Annotated in this window: 15 protein-coding genes; all 15 read left to right on the top strand. The window is 40.8% G+C overall.

Annotated elements, in window-relative coordinates:
- The 15 genes from O3601_RS08320 to purD all read left to right on the top strand — a co-directional run bounded on the left by O3601_RS08320 (position 1) and on the right by purD (position 19,474).
- A complete protein-coding gene (locus tag O3601_RS08320; RefSeq protein ID WP_371472482.1) occupies positions 1 to 216 on the top strand; it encodes a bacteriocin immunity protein in 216 nt (71 codons plus the stop codon).
- An 80-nt stretch (positions 217 to 296) separates the two neighbouring features.
- Positions 297 to 476 (top strand): hypothetical protein, encoded by a 180-nt coding sequence (locus O3601_RS08315; RefSeq protein ID WP_000846993.1) that lies wholly within the window; start codon positions 297 to 299, stop codon positions 474 to 476.
- Between the two features lie 78 nt (positions 477 to 554).
- The gene (locus tag O3601_RS08310; protein WP_371472479.1) at positions 555 to 761 is read left to right on the top strand and encodes a bacteriocin immunity protein; all 207 of its coding nucleotides are present in this window, start codon (positions 555 to 557) and stop codon (positions 759 to 761) included.
- 398 nt (positions 762 to 1,159) lie between these two features.
- Entirely contained in the window at positions 1,160 to 1,348 is a 189-nt protein-coding gene (locus O3601_RS08305; RefSeq protein ID WP_033679471.1) for a hypothetical protein, read from the top strand.
- Between the two features lie 301 nt (positions 1,349 to 1,649).
- Positions 1,650 to 3,803 carry a peptide cleavage/export ABC transporter ComA gene (comA, locus tag O3601_RS08300; RefSeq protein ID WP_371472477.1) on the top strand — a complete coding sequence of 718 codons (2,154 nt, stop codon included), beginning with the start codon at positions 1,650 to 1,652 and terminating at the stop codon, positions 3,801 to 3,803.
- A gap of 12 nt (positions 3,804 to 3,815) precedes the next feature.
- Positions 3,816 to 5,165, top strand: coding sequence for a competence pheromone export protein ComB (gene comB, locus O3601_RS08295; protein WP_371472475.1), 1,350 nt, complete (start codon positions 3,816 to 3,818; stop codon positions 5,163 to 5,165).
- A gap of 169 nt (positions 5,166 to 5,334) precedes the next feature.
- A complete protein-coding gene (purC, locus tag O3601_RS08290; protein ID WP_371472472.1) occupies positions 5,335 to 6,042 on the top strand; it encodes a phosphoribosylaminoimidazolesuccinocarboxamide synthase in 708 nt (235 codons plus the stop codon).
- 1 nt (position 6,043) lies between these two features.
- The gene (locus O3601_RS08285) at positions 6,044 to 6,187 is read left to right on the top strand and encodes a phosphoribosylaminoimidazolesuccinocarboxamide synthase (RefSeq protein WP_371472512.1); all 144 of its coding nucleotides are present in this window, start codon (positions 6,044 to 6,046) and stop codon (positions 6,185 to 6,187) included.
- A gap of 54 nt (positions 6,188 to 6,241) precedes the next feature.
- Entirely contained in the window at positions 6,242 to 9,967 is a 3,726-nt protein-coding gene (locus tag O3601_RS08280; protein ID WP_371472469.1) for a phosphoribosylformylglycinamidine synthase, read from the top strand.
- A 93-nt stretch (positions 9,968 to 10,060) separates the two neighbouring features.
- Complete coding sequence (gene purF / locus O3601_RS08275; RefSeq protein WP_371472467.1) at positions 10,061 to 11,503, top strand: amidophosphoribosyltransferase; 1,443 nt, start codon at positions 10,061 to 10,063, stop codon at positions 11,501 to 11,503.
- A gap of 211 nt (positions 11,504 to 11,714) precedes the next feature.
- Positions 11,715 to 12,737 carry a phosphoribosylformylglycinamidine cyclo-ligase gene (purM, locus tag O3601_RS08270; RefSeq protein ID WP_371472465.1) on the top strand — a complete coding sequence of 341 codons (1,023 nt, stop codon included), beginning with the start codon at positions 11,715 to 11,717 and terminating at the stop codon, positions 12,735 to 12,737.
- Positions 12,734 to 13,279, top strand: coding sequence for a phosphoribosylglycinamide formyltransferase (gene purN, locus O3601_RS08265; protein WP_371472463.1), 546 nt, complete (start codon positions 12,734 to 12,736; stop codon positions 13,277 to 13,279). The genes purM and purN overlap by 4 nt, the downstream gene beginning before the upstream one ends.
- 200 nt (positions 13,280 to 13,479) lie before the next feature.
- A complete protein-coding gene (gene purH / locus O3601_RS08260) occupies positions 13,480 to 15,027 on the top strand; it encodes a bifunctional phosphoribosylaminoimidazolecarboxamide formyltransferase/IMP cyclohydrolase (RefSeq protein WP_371472461.1) in 1,548 nt (515 codons plus the stop codon).
- Between the two features lie 295 nt (positions 15,028 to 15,322).
- Positions 15,323 to 17,494: a DUF262 domain-containing protein gene (locus O3601_RS08255; protein WP_371472459.1), complete on the top strand. Its 2,172-nt coding sequence runs from the start codon at positions 15,323 to 15,325 to the stop codon at positions 17,492 to 17,494.
- A gap of 717 nt (positions 17,495 to 18,211) precedes the next feature.
- A complete protein-coding gene (gene purD / locus O3601_RS08250; RefSeq protein WP_371472456.1) occupies positions 18,212 to 19,474 on the top strand; it encodes a phosphoribosylamine--glycine ligase in 1,263 nt (420 codons plus the stop codon).
- The last annotated feature ends 3 nt before the right edge of the window (positions 19,475 to 19,477 follow it).

Here is a 19,477-nt window from a genome sequence, read left to right as displayed (position 1 = left end):
ATGAATAATCGCAACCTTAATCTCAATACATTGTTACCTAAACTAGCCACGATATTTCCTTTGTTGGGAATAACTCTTAATGTCGCGCTTCACGTGATTCGTACAGGTTCGTTAGTATCCTTTAATTGGCAATGGACTTTAGTTGAGTTGCTTTTCTCAGCATATTTTGGTATTTTTCGCAAAGATTTGTCAAAAAATAATCAAAACTATAAATGAAGAACATGAATCAAAAGGATTTTGTGTATATGAATGGTAGCGTTTTTCCGACATTCTTGTCAGGTAATTAGGAGTTTCTTATGAAAACATTTTTATTAGGCTTTGCTGAGGGTTATTTTACCGTATCGCTCATAATCTACATCGCAACGTATTTGATTTTGAAAAATCCGATCAATACCCTATTTTATCCAGAAATTTACCCTGTTTTATTTGGGCTCTTTTATCTAGGATATAAGGTCAATAAAAAGCAAGTAGAGTAAGCAGCTAAGAATGACTTGTTAGTCTGCGCTGAAAATGGTTAGGGTAGAATCTAAGAATGCATCACATTGGAGTTTAATATGAAATTTGTTAAATCAGTATTGAAAGTTTTGCCTGAAATCATGGTATTACTTAGTTTGATGTCTTATATAATCATCAGATTAGTAGCTGACATAAATAAAGTATCTTTACCTACTTGGTTTGATAATCTTAATATACCCACGATTGCATTATTTGTGATGGTCTTCATTCTTTTATACAGAAGTAAAGAAAAAAAGAATGGATAAATTTGAGGTAGTAGACGCTCTATAGGGAATAGGTGTCTTATAGTAACGAATCAAAAAAAGGAGTAACTATGAATCGTAATTTAGAACGGTGTTATCTATTCTGACTAGTAATAGATCATACCAGAGGTGGCTTAGAAATAGCAAGGACATTAGAAATTGAAGTAACTTTAAATAGGATGTCGTAAATGTTACTATCAATGATTTATTTGTCCCAAGCTTGCCTAGGGTGTCCGAAAAAAATCATTTTCCTTTCAATAGCATATTTTTAGTAGGTAGGACGTTTGTTCTGCCTATTTTTTGACAAAAGTGTAGTTGAGGTGTTTATTTGGAGTTTTACATATATTTTTGATAAAATGTGATAAAATAGGTATAGAAATTTGGAAAGTTGAAGAAAAGAAATGAAGAAGATTTTAAAATATTTTTTAGTATTTGTTTTTCTATTTTTAATGAATATTTTCATCTTTAAAATACTAGCAACTCTGGGATTTCAGCTGACAATGAGTGAAAAGAGTTATATTGTACCACCGCTGTTTTCGATTATCGTTTTATATATGATTGACAAAAGAATTAGGAAGAAAAAGAAATAAATATATATTTTAGGTAGGACGTTTGTTCTGCTTATTTTTTTATCCAAAAAGTACAGTTGGGAGGTAGATAGGAGCATTTGGGGAGGAAGTCCAGTTTTTGTTTGGGGATTGGTGTAAGATAGTTATTATCAGATGAGTTTATACTCTTCGAAAATCAAATTCAAACCACGTCAACGTCGCCTTGCCGTATATATGTGACTAACTTCGTCAGTCCTATCTACAACCTCAAAACAGTGTTTTGAGCAGCCTGCGGCTAGTTTACTCTTTGATTTTCATTTAGTATTAGAAAAAGGAGATGAATATGAAATTTGGGAAACGTCACTATCGTCCGCAGGTGGATCAGATGGACTGCGGTGTAGCTTCATTAGCCATGGTTTTTGGCTACTATGGTAGTTATTATTCTTTGGCTCACTTGCGAGAATTGGCCAAGACAACTATGGATGGGACTACGGCCTTGGGCTTGGTCAAGGTGGCAGAGGAAATTGGTTTTGAGACGCGAGCAATTAAGGCAGATATGACGCTCTTTGATTTGCCAGATTTGACTTTTCCCTTTGTTGCCCATGTGCTTAAGGAAGGAAAATTGCTCCACTACTATGTGGTGACTGGGCAGGATAAGGATAGCATTCATATTGCCGATCCAGATCCTGGGGTGAAATTGACCAAACTGCCACGTGAGCGTTTTGCGGAAGAATGGACAGGAGTGACTCTTTTTATGGCACCTAGTCCAGACTACAAGCCTCATAAGGATCAAAAGAATGGTTTGCTCTCTTTTATCCCTATATTAGTGAAGCAGCGTGGCTTGATTACCAATATCGTTTTGGCAACACTCTTGGTAACCTTGATTAACATTGTGGGTTCTTATTATTTGCAGTCTATCATTGATACCTATGTGCCAGATCAGATGCGTTCGACGCTGGGGATTATTTCTATTGGGCTGGTTATCGTCTATATTCTCCAGCAGATCTTGTCTTACGCTCAGGAGTATCTCTTACTTGTTTTGGGGCAACGTTTGTCGATTGATGTGATTTTGTCCTATATCAAGCATGTTTTTCACCTGCCTATGTCCTTTTTTGCGACACGCAGGACAGGGGAAATCGTGTCTCGTTTTACAGATGCTAACAGTATCATCGATGCGCTGGCTTCGACCATCCTTTCGATTTTCCTAGATGTGTCAACAGTTGTCATTATTTCTCTTGTTTTATTTTCACAAAATACCAATCTCTTTTTCATGACCTTATTGGCACTTCCTATCTATACAGTGATTATCTTTGCTTTTATGAAGCCGTTTGAAAAGATGAATCGGGATACCATGGAAGCCAATGCGGTTCTGTCTTCTTCTATCATTGAGGATATCAACGGTATTGAGACTATTAAGTCCTTGACCAGTGAAAGTCAGCGTTACCAAAAGATTGATAAGGAATTTGTGGATTATCTGAAAAAATCCTTTACCTATAGTCGGGCAGAGAGTCAGCAAAAGGCTCTGAAAAAAGTTGCCCATCTCTTGCTCAATGTCGGCATTCTCTGGATGGGGGCTGTTCTGGTCATGGATGGCAAGATGAGTTTGGGGCAGTTGATTACCTATAATACCTTGCTGGTTTACTTTACCAATCCTTTGGAAAATATCATCAACCTGCAAACCAAGCTTCAGACAGCGCAGGTTGCCAATAACCGTCTGAATGAGGTTTATCTGGTAGCTTCTGAGTTTGAGGAGAAGAAAACAGTTGAGGATTTGAGCTTGATGAAGGGAGATATGGGCTTCAAGCAGGTTTACTATAAGTATGGCTATGGTCGAGACGTCTTGTCGGATATCAATTTGACCATTCCCCAAGGTTCTAAGGTGGCTTTTGTGGGAATTTCAGGCTCAGGTAAGACGACCTTGGCCAAGATGATGGTTAATTTTTACGACCCAAGTCAGGGAGAGATTAGTCTGGGTGGTGTCAATCTAAATCAGATTGATAAAAAAGCCTTGCGCCAGTATATCAACTATCTGCCTCAACAGCCCTATGTCTTTAACGGAACGATTTTGGAGAATCTTCTTTTGGGAGCCAAGGAAGGGACGACTCAAGAGGATATCTTACGGGCGGTCGAATTGGCAGAGATTCGGGAGGATATCGAGCGCATGTCACTGAATTACCAGACCGAATTGACTTCGGATGGGGCAGGGATTTCAGGTGGTCAACGGCAGAGAATCGCTCTGGCGCGTGCTCTCTTGACAGATGCGCCGGTCTTGATTTTGGATGAAGCGACCAGCAGTTTGGATATTTTGACAGAGAAGCGAATTGTAGATAATCTCATGGCTTTAGATAAGACCTTGATTTTCATCGCCCACCGCTTGACCATTGCTGAGCGGACAGAGAAGGTGGTTGTCTTGGATCAGGGCAAGATTGTTGAAGAAGGAAAGCATGCTGATTTGCTTGCACGGGGTGGATTTTACGCCCATTTGGTGAATAGCTAGAAAGAGGAGAGGATGAAACCAGAATTTTTAGAAAGTGCGGAGTTTTATAATCGTCGTTACCATAATTTTTCCAGTCGGGTGATTGTCCCCATGTCCCTTCTGCTCGTGTTTTTGCTTGGATTTGCAACATTTGCAGAGAAGGAGATGAGTTTGTCTACTAGAGCTACTGTTGAGCCTAGTCGAATCCTTGCAAATATCCAGTCAACTAGCAACAATCGTATGCTTGTCAATCATTTGGAAGAAAATAAGCTGGTTAAAAAGGGAGAACTGTTAGTTCAATATCAGGAAGGGGCAGAGGGTGTCCAAGCGGAGTCTTATGCCAGTCAGTTGGACATGCTCAAGGATCAAAAAAAGCAATTGGAGTATTTGCAGAAGAGCTTGCAAGAAGGGGAGAACCACTTTCCAGAGGAGGATAAGTTTGGCTACCAAGCCACCTTTCGCGACTACATCAGTCAAGCAGGCAGTCTTAGGGCTAGTACATCGCAACAAAATGAGACCATCGCATCCCAGAATGCAGCAGCTAGCCAAACCCAAGTCGAAATCGGCAACCTCATCAGTCAAACAGAGGCTAAAATTCGCGATTACCAGACAGCTAAGTCAGCTATTGAAACAGGTGCTTCCTTGGCCAGTCAGAATCTAGCCTATTCTCTCTACCAGTCCTACAAGTCTCAGGGTGAGGAAAATCCGCAAGCTAAAGCTCAGGCAGTTGCGCAGGTTGAAGCACAGCTTTCTCAGTTAGAATCTAGTCTTGCTACTTACCGTGTCCAGTATGCAGGTTCAGGTATCCAGCAAGCCTACGCGTCTGGTTTAAGTAGTCAATTGGAATCCCTTAAATCCCAACACTTGGCAAAGGTTGGTCAGGAATTGACCCTTCTAGACCAGAAAATCTTGGAGGCAGAGTCAGGTAAGAAGGTACAGGGAAATCTTTTAGACAAGGGGAAAATTACGGCGAGTGAGGATGGGGTGCTTCATCTTAATCCTGAAACCAGTGACTCTACCATGGTTGCAGAAGGTGACCTACTAGCCCAACTCTATCCGTCCTTGGAGAAAGAAGGGAAAGCCAAACTCACAGCTTATCTCAGTTCAACAGATGTAGCAAGGATCAAGGTCGGTGATTCTGTTCGTTATACTACGACTCATGATGCCAAGAATCAAATTTTCCTAGATTCTACGATTACCAGCATAGATGCGACAGCTACTAAGACTGAGAAAGGGAATTTCTTTAAAATCGAGGCGGAGACTACTCTAACTTCGGAGCAAGCTGAAAAACTTCGGTACGGGGTGGAAGGTCGTCTACAGATGATTACGGGCAAGAAAAGTTACCTGCGTTATTATTTGGATCAATTTTTGAACAAAGAGTAATGTTCGTATTTTTAGAGTTAAATGATTTTAAAACTGTGAGAAAGATCTTTCTTGCAGTTTTTTCTTTATGATTTTCGAAGTTACTACGTTATTTATTCGGTTAAATTCTTGTAATTTTAGGTTTTTTATGGTAGAATGTGCTCAAGTAATACGAAAGGCGAACTTTAAAATGTCAAAACAATTGATCTATTCGGGAAAAGCTAAAGATATCTATACAACTGAGGATGAAAATCTTATTATTTCGACTTACAAGGACCAGGCGACTGCTTTTAACGGTGTCAAGAAGGAGCAGATTGCAGGTAAGGGAGTATTGAATAATCAGATTTCATCTTTTATTTTTGAGAAGTTAAATGCGGCTGGTGTGGCGACTCACTTTGTGGAGAAGCTTTCAGACACGGAACAACTCAATAAAAAGGTTAAGATTATTCCTTTGGAAGTCGTGCTCCGAAACTATACTGCTGGTTCCTTTTCAAAACGTTTTGGCGTAGACGAAGGAATCGCATTTGAGACTCCGATTGTCGAATTTTACTATAAAAATGATGATTTGGATGATCCATTTATCAATGATGAGCATGTGAAATTCCTAAAGATTGCGGATGACCAGCGGATTGCCTATTTGAAGGAAGAAACTCGTCGTATCAATGAACTTTTGAAAACTTGGTTTGCTGAGATTGGGCTTAAGTTGATTGACTTTAAGCTAGAGTTCGGTTTTGACAAGGATGGCAAGATTATCTTAGCAGATGAATTTTCACCAGATAACTGCCGTTTGTGGGATGCGGATGGCAACCACATGGATAAGGATGTTTTCCGTAGGGGATTGGGAGAACTAACCGACGTTTATGAGATTGTTTGGGAAAAGTTACAGGGGTTGAAATAATCTGTTTGCAACGGAAAACCTTCGTCTCTCAACTAAAAGGATTCAGGCTGAAAAGGTTCCCCAGACCTTTTCACTCCGTAGAGGATTGGGAGAACTAACCGACGTTTACGAGATTGTTTGGGAAAAGTTGCAGGGGTTGAAATAACAACCTCAAGGTCGTTGGAACATTGCAAGAGCTGAAATAAAGGAATAAGAATTGATGGATAAACGTATTTTTGTTGAAAAAAAGGCTGATTTTCAGGTCAAATCAGAAAGTTTAGTTAGAGAACTTCAGCATAACTTGGGACTTTCAAGCTTGAAAAGTATTCGTATCGTGCAAGTTTATGATGTATTTGACTTGGCAGAGGACTTGTTTGCGCCTGCAGAGAAACACATCTTCTCTGAGCAGGTGACAGACCATGTCTTGGATGAAGCTGCTGTACAGGCGGATCTGGCTAACTATGCTTTCTTTGCTATTGAAAGTCTACCTGGGCAATTTGACCAGCGTGCGGCATCTTCACAGGAAGCCTTGCTTTTGCTGGGAAGTTCGAGTGATGTGATAGTCAATACAGCCCAACTTTACTTGGTGAATAAAGATATTGATGCGACTGAGTTGGAAGCGGTCAAGAACTACCTGCTCAATCCAGTGGATTCACGTTTCAAGGACATCACGACAGGGGTTGCTAAGCAGGAATTTTCAGAGTCAGACAAGACCATTCCTAAATTGACTTTCTTTGAAAACTATACAGCAGAAGACTTTGCTCGCTACAAGGCCGAGCAAGGGATGGCCATGGAAGTGGATGATTTGCTCTTTATCCAAGACTATTTCAAGTCAATCGGGCGCGTGCCAACTGAGACGGAACTCAAGGTTTTGGATACTTACTGGTCTGACCACTGCCGTCATACGACTTTTGAGACTGAGTTGAAACACATCGACTTTTCAGCTTCTAAATTTCAAAAGCAATTGCAGTCAACCTATGACAAGTATATTGCCATGCGTGATGAGTTGGGGCGTTCTGAAAAACCGCAAACCTTGATGGATATGGCGACTATTTTCGGTCGTTATGAGCGTGCTAATGGGCGTTTGGATGATATGGAAGTATCAGACGAAATCAATGCTTGCTCAGTCGAAATCGAAGTGGACATTGATGGTGTGAAAGAGCCATGGCTCCTCATGTTCAAAAATGAAACCCACAACCACCCAACGGAAATTGAGCCATTTGGTGGCGCGGCTACTTGTATCGGTGGTGCCATTCGTGACCCATTGTCAGGACGTTCATACGTTTATCAAGCCATGCGTATTTCAGGTGCGGGTGATATTACAGCACCGATTTCGGAAACGCGTGCTGGGAAATTGCCACAACAAGTCATTTCTAAAACAGCGGCTCATGGTTATTCTTCATATGGTAACCAGATTGGGCTTGCGACGACCTACGTTCGTGAATACTTCCACCCAGGCTTTGTAGCTAAACGTATGGAGCTTGGTGCTGTTGTCGGAGCAGCTCCTAAGGGCAATGTTGTCCGTGAAAAACCGGAAGCGGGTGATGTCATTATCCTCCTTGGAGGTAAGACTGGACGTGATGGTGTCGGTGGTGCGACAGGTTCTTCTAAGGTTCAAACAGTTGAGTCCGTGGAAACTGCTGGAGCTGAAGTTCAAAAAGGGAATGCCATCGAAGAACGTAAGATTCAGCGCCTCTTCCGTAATGGTGATGTCACTCGTCTAATCAAGAAGTCCAACGACTTTGGTGCTGGTGGTGTCTGTGTAGCTATTGGTGAATTAGCAGACGGTCTTGAAATTGATCTAGACAAGGTGCCTCTTAAATATCAGGGCTTGAATGGTACCGAAATTGCCATCTCTGAATCTCAAGAACGGATGGCAGTCGTGGTTCGTCCTGAGGACGTAGATACCTTCGTTGTAGAATGTAACAAAGAAAATATTGATGCTGTTGTAGTTGCGACAGTGACTGAAAAACCAAATCTAGTCATGCACTGGAACGGTGAGACAATCGTGGACTTGGAACGTCGTTTCCTTGACACCAATGGTGTGCGCGTGGTCGTTGATGCAAAGGTGGTGGACAAGGATGTCAAACTCCCAGAAGAGCGTACAACAAGCGCTGATACACTTGAAGCAGATACCCTTGCGGTTCTGTCTGATTTGAACCATGCGAGTCAAAAAGGCTTGCAGACCATCTTTGACTGCTCGGTCGGTCGCTCAACGGTCAATCACCCACTTGGTGGTCGTTACCAACTCACACCAACTGAGGCATCTGTGCAGAAATTACCAGTTCAACACGGTGTGACTCATACTGCGTCAGTCATGGCTCAAGGATTCAACCCATATGTAGCTGAATGGTCTCCATACCACGGTGCTGCCTATGCTGTAATCGAAGCCACTGCTCGTTTGGTTGCTGCTGGTGCCAACTGGTCTAAGGCTCGTTTCTCTTACCAAGAGTATTTCGAACGCATGGATAAGCAGGCTGAACGTTTTGGTCAGCCAGTAGCAGCTCTCCTAGGCTCTATCGAGGCACAAATTCAGCTTGGTTTGCCATCTATCGGTGGTAAGGACTCTATGTCTGGTACTTTTGAAGAATTGACAGTGCCACCAACCTTGGTCGCTTTTGGGGTGACGACAGCGGATAGCCGGAAGGTACTCTCTCCTGAGTTCAAGAATGTTGGTGAAAACATCTACTACATCCCAGGTCAAGTTCTTGCTGCAGAGATTGATTTTGACTTGATTAAGAAAAACTTTGCTCAGTTTGAAGCCCTTCAAAAGGCTCACAAAGTAACAGCAGCTTCAGCTGTCAAATACGGCGGTGTGGTTGAAAGTTTGGCACTTGCTACTTTTGGAAATCATATCGGTGCAGAGGTAACCTTGCCTGAACTTGGAACTTCTTTGACAGCTCAATTAGGTGGCTTTGTCTTTACCTCTCCTGAAGAAATTGCTGGAGTGGAGAAGATTGGACAAACAAGTGCAGACTTTACACTCCTTGTCAACGGTGTGAAGCTAGATGGACACAAACTTGACAGTGCCTTCCAAGGCAAATTGGAAGAAGTTTACCCAACAGAATTTGCTCAAGCAAAAGAACTGGAAGCAGTGCCAGCTGTGGCATCAGATGTTGTGATTAAAGCCAAAGAAAAGGTTGAAAAACCTGTGGTTTATATCCCAGTCTTCCCGGGCACCAACTCAGAGTATGACTCAGCCAAGGCCTTCGAAAAAGAAGGTGCAGAGGTCAACTTGGTGCCATTCGTGACCTTGAATGAAGAAGCCATTGTCAAGTCGGTTGAAACCATGGTTGACAACATCGGCAAGGCTAACATTCTCTTTTTTGCCGGTGGATTCTCAGCTGCGGACGAGCCAGATGGTTCAGCCAAGTTTATTGTCAATATTCTGCTTAATGAAAAAGTGCGTTCAGCTATTGATAGCTTTATCGCCCGTGGTGGATTGATTATCGGTATCTGTAATGGATTCCAGGCCTTGGTCAAATCAGGTCTTCTTCCATACGGAAACTTCGAGGATGTCACTAGTACTAGCCCAACCCTCTTCTACAATGATGCTAACCAACACGTGGCCAAGATGGTGGAAACTCGTATTGCCAATACCAACTCACCATGGTTAGCTGCGGTGCAAGTGGGCGATATCCATGCTATTCCTGTTTCACACGGTGAAGGGAAGTTTGTCGTGACGGCTGAGGAATTCGCTGAACTCCGTGACAATGGCCAAATCTTTAGCCAATACGTGGACTTCGAAGGCAAACCAAGTATGGACTCTAAGTACAATCCAAATGGTTCTGTCCATGCCATCGAAGGAATTACTAGCAAGAGCGGCCAAATCATTGGTAAGATGGGCCACTCAGAACGTTTTGAAGACGGTCTTTTCCAAAACATCCCAGGCAATAAAGACCAGCACCTGTTCGCGTCAGCGGTTAAATACTTTAATGGAAAATAAGACTTGCAGATGTTTTAATAGATAGTATCAGTAATGTAAAAGTCATGTAGATTTAGCTCTTGGTGCTACACAAATAAAAATTAGGTATAAAAAATGACATACGAAGTAAAATCTCTTAATGAAGAATGTGGTGTTTTCGGTATCTGGGGGCATCCAGATGCTGCTAAATTGACCTATTTTGGTCTCCATAGTCTTCAGCACCGTGGTCAGGAGGGGGCAGGAATCCTCTCCAATGATCAGGGACAATTGAAGCGCCATCGTGACATGGGACTTTTATCAGAAGTCTTCAGAAATCCTGCTAACTTAGATAAATTGACAGGAACTGGTGCGATTGGGCATGTGCGTTATGCGACTGCTGGCGAAGCTTCTGTAGATAACATCCAGCCCTTCCTCTTCCGTTTTCACGATATGCAGTTTGGCTTGGCTCATAATGGGAATCTGACCAATGCTGCCTCTCTCAAGAAAGAACTGGAACAAAGAGGAGCGATTTTCAGTGCGACTTCGGACTCGGAAATCTTGGCCCACCTCATTCGTCGCAGTCATAATCCTAGCCTGATGGGCAAAATCAAGGAAGCGCTCAGCCTTGTCAAAGGTGGTTTTGCCTATATCTTGCTGTTTGAGGACAAGTTGATTGCGGCTCTTGACCCCAATGGTTTCCGTCCACTTTCTATCGGGAAAATGGCCAACGGAGCGGTGGTGGTTTCCTCTGAAACCTGTGCTTTTGAGGTTATTGGTGCTGAATGGATTCGTGATTTGAAGCCCGGTGAGATTGTGATCATTGATGACAAGGGCATCCAGTATGATAGCTATACGGATGATACTCAGTTAGCAATCTGTTCTATGGAGTACATCTATTTTGCCCGCCCTGATTCTAACATTCATGGTGTCAATGTCCATACGGCACGTAAACGTATGGGTGCCCAATTGGCGCGTGAATTCAAGTATGAGGCGGATATCGTGGTCGGTGTGCCCAATTCCTCCCTCAGCGCAGCCATGGGATTTGCGGAAGAGTCCGGGCTACCAAATGAAATGGGCCTCATCAAGAACCAATACACCCAACGTACCTTTATCCAACCGACTCAAGAATTGCGGGAGCAAGGGGTACGGATGAAACTCTCTGCTGTTTCAGGCGTTGTAAAAGGCAAGCGTGTGGTTATGATTGATGACTCTATTGTACGTGGAACAACCTCTCGTCGTATCGTTCAGCTCTTGAAAGAAGCTGGTGCGACTGAGGTTCACGTTGCCATTGGCAGTCCAGCGCTAGCTTATCCATGTTTCTACGGGATTGATATCCAGACACGTCAGGAGCTGATTGCAGCTAATCATACTGTCGAAGAAACTCGTCAAATCATTGGAGCAGACAGTCTGACTTATCTTTCTGTTGAGGGATTGATTGATTCGATTGGTATTGAAACAGATGCTCCAAATGGTGGTCTCTGTGTCGCTTACTTTGACGGTGACTACCCAACTCCTCTCTACGACTATGAAGAAGATTATCGTAGAAGTTTGGAAGAAAAGACCAGTTTTTATAAGTGAGTTACTGAAGATTCTCCATAAAAGAAAAGGAATAAACAAATGACAAATAAGAATGCTTATGCTTCACGTCTCACTACTGACTAAAAGCTAAAACATTTGTCAGTAGACGCTTTGTCCTATAGGATCAAAGCTAGAGCCCTGACTAGTATTTTTAGATAAAATAATTGTTTATCTAAAAATACGTCGCAATCTAAAGAAAAGGAAAAATAAAATGACAAATAAGAATGCGTACGCCCAGTCGGGTGTGGATGTTGAAGCGGGTTATGAAGTTGTTGAACGGATTAAAAAGCACGTGGCTCGTACGGAGCGTGCAGGTGTCATGGGAGCTCTTGGTGGCTTTGGTGGTATGTTTGACCTTTCAAAGACTGGAGTTAAAGAACCTGTCTTGATTTCAGGGACTGACGGTGTCGGAACCAAGCTCATGTTGGCAATCAAGTACGACAAGCACGATAGCATCGGTCAGGACTGTGTGGCCATGTGTGTCAATGATATTATCGCTGCAGGTGCTGAGCCCCTCTATTTCCTGGACTATGTGGCGACAGGGAAGAATGAACCAGCTAATCTAGAACAAGTAGTCGCTGGTGTGGCAGAAGGCTGTGTGCAGGCAGGTGCTGCCCTCATCGGTGGGGAAACGGCTGAAATGCCGGGTATGTATGGCGCAGATGACTATGACTTAGCTGGTTTTGCGGTCGGTGTGGCTGAAAAATCTCAAATCATTGACGGTTCAAAGGTTGTAGAAGGCGATGTTCTTCTCGGACTTGCTTCAAGTGGGATTCACTCCAATGGTTACTCTCTCGTTCGTCGTGTCTTTGCGGATTACACAGGTGAGGAAGTCCTTCCAGAATTGGAAGGCAAGCAACTCAAGGAAGTTTTGCTTGAGCCGACTCGTATCTATGTTAAGGCTGTTTTGCCACTCATCAAGGAAGGCTTGGTAAATGGTATTGCCCACATCACAGGTGGTGGCTTTATCGAAAATGTTCCTCGTATGTTTGCTGCTGACCTAGCAGCTGAGATTGAAGAAAGCAAGGTACCAGTGCTTCCTATTTTCAAAGCTCTTGAAAAATACGGTCAGATCAAACACGAAGAAATGTTTGAAATCTTCAATATGGGTGTGGGACTCATGTTGGCAGTTAGTCCTGAAAATGTAGGTCGTGTCAATGAATTGCTGGATGAACCAGTCTATGAAATTGGTCGCATCGTCAAGAAAGAAAACGAAAGTGTCATCATCAAATGAAAAAAATAGCGGTTTTTGCCTCTGGTAATGGCTCAAATTTTCAGGTGATAGCGGAACAATTTCCAGTAGAGTTTGTCTTTTCAGACCATCGTGACGCCTATGTGCTCGAACGTGCAGACAAGCTCGACGTTCTGTCCTATACTTTTGAACTCAAGGAGTTTGAGAGCAAGGCAGACTACGAAGCGGCACTTGTCGAACTCTTGGAAGAACACCAGATTGACTTGGTTTGTCTAGCAGGCTACATGAAAATTGTTGGGCCAACCTTATTGGCGGCTTATGAAGGTCGTATCATCAATATTCACCCGGCTTACCTCCCAGAATTTCCAGGTGCTCATGGTATTGAAGATGCTTGGAATGCTGGCGTTGCTGAGAGTGGTGTGACCATTCACTGGGTGGATTCCGGTGTGGATACTGGAAAGGTTATCAAACAAGTCCGTGTACCGCGACTAGCTGATGATACGATTGACAGTTTTGAAACTCGGATTCATGAGGCAGAGTACAAGTTGTATCCAGAGGTTATTAGAGAATTGTTGGACAAGTAAATGAAAAGATGGTTGGAAACACTTGCCTTGATTACCTTGGCAATCATTCTACGTTTACTGGTAAATTTTTTCTTCCCAGAGATTCCCTATTGGGGGAGATTTTTACTGACAGTAATTTTGGGAGTCTTGGTAGTCGTCTCCCTATACTTTATGAATCGAAAAATGTGTAGGTAAAGAGTTTGAAAATGAAAGGAAAAAACATGACTAAACGCGCCTTAATCAGCGTCTCAGACAAAGCGGGCATTGTTGAATTTGCCCAAGAACTTAAAAAACTTGGTTGGGATATCATCTCAACAGGTGGGACCAAGGTTGTCCTTGATAATGCCGGGGTGGACACAATTGCCATTGATGATGTGACTGGTTTTCCAGAAATGATGGACGGTCGTGTCAAGACCCTTCATCCAAATATCCACGGTGGGCTCCTCGCTCGTCGTGATTTGGATAGTCACCTGGAAGCGGCCAAAGACAATCAAATCGATCTCATTGACCTTGTAGTGGTCAATCTCTATCCCTTTAAAGAAACGATTCTCAAACCAGATGTGACTTATGCTGATGCGGTGGAGAATATCGATATCGGCGGGCCATCTATGCTTCGTTCAGCAGCTAAAAACCATGCCAGCGTAACGGTTGTGGTAGACCCTGCTGACTATACAGTGGTTTTGGATGAGTTGTCAGCCAATGGTGAAACGACTTACGAAACTCGCCAACGTTTAGCAGCCAAGGTTTTCCGCCACACTGCGGCTTATGATGCCTTGATTGCAGAGTATTTTACAGCTCAGGTCGGCGAGAGCAAGCCTGAAAAGTTGACCTTGACCTATGATCTCAAACAAGCTATGCGCTATGGGGAAAATCCTCAACAGGATGCCGATTTCTACCAAAAAGCCTTGCCGACAGACTACTCCATTGCTTCAGCGAAACAGCTCAACGGGAAAGAATTGTCATTCAATAATATCCGTGACGCTGATGCGGCCATTCGTATCATCCGTGATTTTAAAGACCGTCCAACCGTTGTGGCTCTCAAACACATGAACCCATGTGGAATCGGTCAAGCTGATGATATCGAAATTGCTTGGGATTACGCTTATGAGTCTGATCCAGTTTCTATCTTTGGTGGAATTGTCGTTCTCAACCGTGAGGTGGATGCTGCGACTGCTGAGAAGATGCACGGTGTTTTCCTTGAAATTATCATCGCACCAAGCTATACCGATGAAGCGCTAGCCATTTTGACCAACAAAAAGAAAAACTTGCGTATCCTTGCCTTGCCATTTGATGCTCAAGAGGCTAGCGAAGTGGAAGCAGAATACACAGGTGTTGTCGGTGGACTTCTGGTGCAAAATCAAGACGTGGTCAAAGAAAGTCCAGCTGACTGGCAAGTGGTGACAAAACGCCAGCCAACTGAGACAGAAGCGACTGCTCTTGAGTTCGCTTGGAAGGCTATCAAGTACGTCAAATCAAACGGTATTATCGTGACCAATGACCACATGACACTTGGCGTTGGCCCAGGTCAAACTAATCGTGTGGCCTCTGTTCGTATTGCCATTGACCAAGCCAAAGACCGCCTTGACGGCGCGGTCCTTGCTTCGGATGCCTTCTTCCCATTTGCGGATAATGTGGAAGAAATCGCCAAAGTAGGTATCAAGGCTATCATCCAGCCAGGTGGGTCCGTCCGTGACCAAGAGTCTATCGAAGCTGCTGACAAATACGGCTTGACTATGGTCTTCACAGGAGTGAGACATTTTAGACATTAATTAAATTAGGCAAACATCAATGGATGAGTGCCTTTTCTGCGGTAGAGAGAATCTTAATCAGTAGTTTTACAGATGGGATTGGTAGGGTTAAACCTGTCTTAGATAAGTTAGATTTATTGATCTATATAGTAAATGAAGCAAAGAATGTGCTCAAATGTTTCTAATTTATTGAATTGTGGTCTCTAGACTTGTTTAGTTATATATTTATTAAGTTATATTGGAGTTTGGGAAGAAAAATGTTATAATATAGTATATAATATAATAGGTATAATTTAAAATATAAAAAGGAGTTAAAATGGAAAGTGGTCTAAATAACTTAAATAAATTATTTACAAATGGAATATATAGAATACCAGATTATCAAAGGGGCTATGCATGGGGAACGAAAGAAGTTGAGGATTTTTGGGAGGATTTATTTAACTTGTCAGTGGAGAGACAGCACTACGGAGGAGTTATAACGTTAGAGGAGATACCGAAGAATGAACTAGATAAAAATAAAACAGATCAATGGTTTTTAAATAAAATTAATAGGACACCATATTATGTTGTTGATGGACAACAAAGATTAACAACAGCGATGATTCTTTTAAAAGTTATAATTGAGGTAGCAAAAAGTCATAAATTAAAATACCTAAATGAATTTGATTCCATTTCTGAAATTGAAAAAGATTTTATTGTATTAAAAAGAGAGGCTGATAATACATTTTACTTACCATTTTCGTATGAAACAGAAAATGATAGTTATGGATTCTATATTTCAAAGATATTAGAATTAGATGGTTTAGAAGATAAATATCCAATTTACGAAAGTAAGTATAGTGACAATCTTCAAAATGCATTAGAATTTTTTAAGAAAAAGGTTTCAAAATTAAATCAAGAAGATATTGATGTGTTATATACTAAATTAGTTCATAAGCTAGTATTTAATAGATATGTTATTGATTCAAACTTAGATATTCATGTTACATTTGAGACAATGAATAATCGAGGAAGAATTTTATCAACATTAGAACTACTGAAAAATCGCTTAATTTATTTGACGACTCTATATACCGAAATATCTCTAGAGAATAGGATTGAAGTAAAAAACCAGATTAATGATGTGTGGAAAATAATTTATAGGAGTATTGGGGAAATTGATCACAGTGAAAATATATTTAATTGGTCAATGAGGAGATATAGATTTTACTCAATGACTACTGATGATATTTTTTTGGATGCGCAATTAACCGCTTATCCAATTCATAAGTTTAAAAACTATTTAGAGCCTGATGAACAAAAAATGTATGAAAGAAATACACTTGTTCTACACTCGGAGAATCTGTTAAAAAATATATTTACTTCACAAAATGTAATTCAGAAAAAACTGAAATTAAAAGATATTCAAGAATATATCCAAGATTTAAAGATAAGTATTCGTGTTTGGAAAGATATGCAACTTACTGTTAGTTTCTCAGACGACGTTAAGATAAAAGAATATTTATCTCGTATAAATTTTTTAACGGTAACTAACAATCGTAATACTAGATCGCGTGATTTTGTGATACCTAAGGAAATATCTAGTGATGTCCTAGAGATGGATTCGATGGAAGATTTATTCGATAGCATAGCTAAAGAGGATAGACATTCCTTTTATGATACTCAGTCCATTTCAGATTTAATTCAGAAATTCATTTTTAAACTTTTGAAAACAGAAAGTACAAACCTTTTACCAACATTAAGAAATATTGAAAAATTTTTATTTTTGGATTCATTCATACCAGATAGTAGTGAATTAAGGTATGACGAATTAGATAGAAAAATAAGAGTTTTACAATTCAATACATTTATTTTGCTATGTTATTTAGATAGGCAGCCTAATATCAATGAAGAATTATTAAATAAATTTAATCGCCAAATGACTAAGATTCATAAAGAATACTTTAAATTAATACCAAAAAGCTATGATGTATTATCAAATACTCAATTTTATTTGAATTCTCCTAGACTATCCTATTATATTTTGACACAGTATAATTTAGAATTAATGGATAGATCTAAAGAAATTTTTAATGAAACTGACAGATTATGCTTCTATTTTAACAAGAAAAGTTATAACATTGAGCATATTTATCCACGCAACCATAGATTTACTTATTGGAATGAAAGATTTGGTTCTCTTAATCAAAAAGATAGAGAAAAGTATAAAAATACATTAGGGAACTTAATAGTTATATCAGCTAGAAAAAATGAAAAACTAGAAAATAAATCTTATCCTGATAAATGTGACTTTAAAGAGATAAATAACCCAACGGGATATAAATATGGAACCATGGCTGAAAGGTATTTATGCGAAAAATACTCTGACTGGACTCCGGAATCAATCTATAAGAGAGGTCGAGAAATATTAGAGTTTGTGCATAAAGAATGGGGAATAAAAATTCCTCCCAAAGATTCAAAAAAAGTTTTAGGATTGTCAGAAAAATAACAACTTGTTATAAAATTCGCAAAATTATCTGGACCTAGATTGGAGAAGATAAATTAGTCTTCTCTTTTTTTGAATTTAAATACGATGAGAATAAAAGTTTTAAATTTTTTGCTGTCTTCAGTTTTGATTTTGAATCGGGATGTTCTAGTAGTTTATAATTAGGATGCTTTCATACAAATTAATTTACGATTTGGGTGAAGAATAATCTAGTAGAATACAATACATTGTTTTAAATGTTTCAAGATTAACATATTTCGGATATATTGGTTTTTTATCATAAGGTCCGACATATTTTACTTTAAAGTTAGATGATTTTGTTGGACTATTTCAAATACTATATTATATGCTTTTATATCCTATATCAGAGTGTTAAAATAGGCTATGAGTTTCAGTAGGATTGAATTGATACAATCAACTAGGGAGTTGTCTGGATAGATTTTATCAATTTTTAATATTTATTATTAATTTGATATATTGAAATAAACCAACGAGGAGATGATAGTGTCTTGCGTACTTTCGATACAGAGACTTTTAACTTTGTATATCCTCTGACTTTCTGATAAGTATGGGATAAGAGGAGTTAGTATTTTCCCAAAAATATTACATAAGACAAGAATGCTGAGTTCAAAATTGTTTTAATCTATTTTTTTAAAAAATTAGATTAAAACGAACGTTTATGATATAATGTTATTAAATAATTCGCAAAGAGGTTGAGAGATGAAGCTGTTAGTTGTCGGTTCGGGTGGTCGTGAACATGCGATTGCTAAAAAGTTACTTGAATCAAAAGACGTTGAAAAAGTCTTTGTAGCTCCTGGGAATGACGGTATGACTCTGGATGGTTTGGAATTGGTAAATATCTCTATTTCCGAACGTTATAAATTGATTGAGTTTGCAAAAGACAACGATATTGCTTGGACCTTTATCGGTCCAGATGATGCCCTTGCTGCTGGTATCGTGGATGATTTTAATGTAGCTGGTCTCAAAGCCTTTGGTCCGACAAGATTGGCAGCTGAGCTGGAGTGGTCCAAGGATTTTGCTAAGGAAATCATGGTCAAATATGGCGTTCCGACAGCAGCCTATGGCACATTCTCGGACTTTGAGGAAGCCAAGGCCTATATCGAAAAGCAGGGCGCTCCAATCGTGGTCAAGGCGGATGGCTTGGCCCTTGGGAAAGGTGTTGTCGTTGCTGAGACAGTCGAACAAGCGGTCGAAGCCGCTCATGAGATGCTGTTGGACAATAAATTTGGTGACTCTGGTGCGCGTGTGGTTATCGAGGAATTCATTGACGGAGAGGAGTTCTCCCTCTTTGCCTTTGTTAATGGCGACAAGTTCTACATCATGCCAACGGCTCAGGACCACAAACGTGCCTATGATGGCGATAAGGGGCCTAACACTGGTGGAATGGGGGCCTATGCGCCAGTTGCTCACTTGCCACAGAGCGTGGTTGCCACAGCGGTTGACACTATTGTCAAGCCAGTCCTAGAAGGGATGATCAAAGAAGGTCGTCCTTATCTTGGTGTTCTTTACGCAGGGCTTATCTTGGCAGCTGATGGACCCAAAGTCATTGAGTTCAACTCTCGTTTTGGAGATCCTGAAACGCAAATCATCTTGCCTCGTTTGACATCTGACTTTGCACAAAATATTACGGACATTCTCGATGGTAAGGAGCCAAACATCACCTGGACGGACAAGGGTGTGACTCTGGGTGTGGTTGTCGCATCCAACGGTTATCCGTTAGACTATGAAAAAGGTGTAAAGTTGCCAGCCAAGACAGAAGGCGACATCATCACCTACTATGCAGGGACTAAGTTTTCGGAAAATAGCAGAGCACTGCTGTCAAATGGCGGACGTGTCTATATGCTCGTCACCACAGCAGACACCGTCAAAGAATCCCAAAACACCATATACAGCGAACTTAACAAACAAAACACAGAAGGCCTCTTCTACAGAACAGATATCGGAAGCAAAGCGATTCGATAAAGA

The sequence above is a fragment of the Streptococcus sp. 20925_1_69 genome (assembly GCF_041432365.1).
Taxonomy (GTDB): Bacteria; Bacillota; Bacilli; order Lactobacillales; family Streptococcaceae; genus Streptococcus.
The sequence above is the reverse complement of the archived record's forward strand: the minus strand, read 5'-3'. Positions and strand labels throughout refer to the sequence as shown.